The organism is Pedobacter petrophilus, assembly GCF_009674725.1.
GTDB classification, from domain to species: domain Bacteria; phylum Bacteroidota; class Bacteroidia; order Sphingobacteriales; family Sphingobacteriaceae; genus Pedobacter; species Pedobacter petrophilus.
Genome location: NZ_WKKH01000105.1, coordinates 1 through 2,312, shown reverse-complemented (window position 1 = coordinate 2,312; position 2,312 = coordinate 1). Strand labels below are relative to the sequence as shown.

The 2,312-nt window shown below is 36.5% G+C and carries 2 protein-coding genes and 1 tRNA gene; 2 read left to right on the top strand and 1 reads right to left on the bottom strand.

The genetic code is table 11. The features are described 5' to 3' along the window. Window positions 1–544: 544 nt before the first annotated feature. Both GJU39_RS23220 and GJU39_RS23215 read left to right on the top strand, forming a co-directional pair. Window positions 545–1,303, top strand: coding sequence for a glycoside hydrolase family 11 protein (locus tag GJU39_RS23220; protein WP_154283368.1), 759 nt, complete (start codon window positions 545–547; stop codon window positions 1,301–1,303). A 125-nt stretch (window positions 1,304–1,428) separates the two neighbouring features. Continuing rightward, window positions 1,429–1,956 (top strand): hypothetical protein, encoded by a 528-nt coding sequence (locus tag GJU39_RS23215; protein ID WP_154283367.1) that lies wholly within the window; start codon window positions 1,429–1,431, stop codon window positions 1,954–1,956. A gap of 138 nt (window positions 1,957–2,094) precedes the next feature. Here GJU39_RS23215 and GJU39_RS23210 read toward each other — a convergent pair. Beyond that, window positions 2,095–2,166 (bottom strand) — tRNA-Glu (locus GJU39_RS23210). Window positions 2,167–2,312: the final 146 nt, after the last annotated feature.

Below are 2,312 nucleotides of genomic sequence, written 5' to 3'. Positions count from 1 at the left end.
AGCGGATGAAGAGTTCAGCACTCATTCATCCGCTTTGCAAAAACAGACTATTTTAAGTCCACTTTTTCAGTGCCCTCTTTCACCCGATGCTATTTTTTTTATAATTAATTTGTAGTTTTTTATTATATTTTTTGTGGTTTTAGCCTGTAGTTAAGATTTTGATTTTTTCTAAGATTTACCTTATGTAAATTTTAATCATTAAACAAGAAATGGTATGCTGTACAATAAGAATAATTTATGCTATAACCCTAAACCATATCTAATAGCCTTTTTAATATTATAAAAATCCATCACCAGACGTTCGCAAACAACTATTTAGAACGTTATTCCATGTAAAAAAATTTATGACTATATTTTAAGCTGCGTAAAACTACAATTTATTTTATTTTTAATAATACAGCGTGTAAACATATGTGCGCATTTTAATATAGTTTAAAATTAGTATAGAATTGAACATTTGTACCACAAATATGTTAATTTTTAGCAATGTTCTAATTCTAAATATGCTTCTTTTGTTTCATTCATTAACCAAATATATCCCATTATGAAAAAACAAAACTCGCTTACAAGAGTAACCAGGAAAGTTGCTTTTGGTGCAGCTGCAATCACAGTGCTTGCATGCTCTACAATGTTAACCGGCTGTAAAAAACAAGAGGCCGGGGTGGTTGCTGCTAAAAATCTTACCTCTAAACCTGAAGCCAAGGTAGAAACCTACCAGTCAGGTACAAATAACGGCTTCTTTTGGTCACTTTGGAAAAGTGATGGAGCTACCGGTACAGTTAATTATGCCAATGGCGCTGCCGGAAATTACAGCGTTAACTGGAACGGATTCAATGGTAATTTTACCTGTGGCAAGGGTTATTCTGCAGGTTCTGCAACCTACAAAATAGGATATAATCTTAGCGCTTATTCAAACTCTGGTGGTGGTACTTTCGGCTGGTATGGATGGAGCAGAAGTCCTTACTATGAATATTATGTAAATGAAACATGGGGTACAGTATCGCCCCACGATGGCACTTATTTAGGAACATTTGAAAGTGATGGTGCGGGTTATAATGTATGGACCCGTTTGATGACCGGTAAAAATATTGATGGTGGTGACGGTTTCAGGCAGATTTATAGTTCCAAGGTTAACAAAACTTCTACCAAACAAAATCATGTCATTACTTTTGCCAACCATTATCAGAAATGGAAAAGTTTAGGGTATACGCTTGGCCAGTTAAATATTCCGGCTATTATGGTTTCAGAGACTTGGGGATCTAATACCAATGGCAATATTAACTGTACCATCTGGGCGCAATAAACACTGGTTTAAATTCATAACATACCTCTACTGCCTGGCAAAAAGCTGGGCAGTATTTAGTGCAGGTGTGTTCTATCACTTACCCGGATTAAGAATTCCTCATTAGTATTAGTTAACAATTAGTTATGATCAGATCAATACTTTATTTTCTTGCTTTTTTTATTTTTGCGCTCTCTGCCTGCGATTCACCTAATGTTAAAAATACAGAAGGAAATAAAAAATCAATAATTGGAAAATGGCATAGATTTTCATTGGCAAATGGATATAGCGAATTTGATATTGATTCGCAAGACATCGTTTTCTATAATCAGAAAGTTGGCCGGTTCAAGCTTCCTTATAAAATAGAAAATGATTCCTTAAAATACCTTACAAATCAATACGCGGCAAAGATTACATACTCCGGTGACTCCGTACTTCTTGAGGGTAACGACGGTACCAAAGCCACTTTACACAGGTTTAAAGAATCGCAGGTTCCTTTTAAGACGATTCCGGAAGAAAAAGATTCTTTATCATTTGCATCCTACACCGCAGATTTCGATAAAAGATTAATCGGTGAGTTTGAGAAAGCCGGAATAAAGTTTTCTGATGGTAATGAAAAACCTCAGGAGCCTGCATTTGGCGAATTATTGAAAAAAAAGATCAATAACAAATAAAAAAACTATAAAAGTTAGGTGCCCGCTCTGAGTACAAAATTTGTATACAGGAAAAATTGACTATTTGATAGTTCTTTAAGATAAAAGCCTGCAAATCAAAGATTTGCAGGCTTTTACATGTTTCGATCAGAAAGCTTGTAGCCCGTAGGGGAATCGAACCCCTGTTTCCAGAATGAAAATCTGGCGTCCTCACCCCTAGACGAACGGGCCATTTAAAATAAGTCCTGAGTCTTTAGTCTCGAGTCAATTAGACTCAGGACTCGGTACTGACGACTTCAGACTACCTTTTGGTAGCGGGGACACGACTCGAACGTGCGACCTTCGGGTTATGAGCCCGACGAGCTACCAACTGCTCC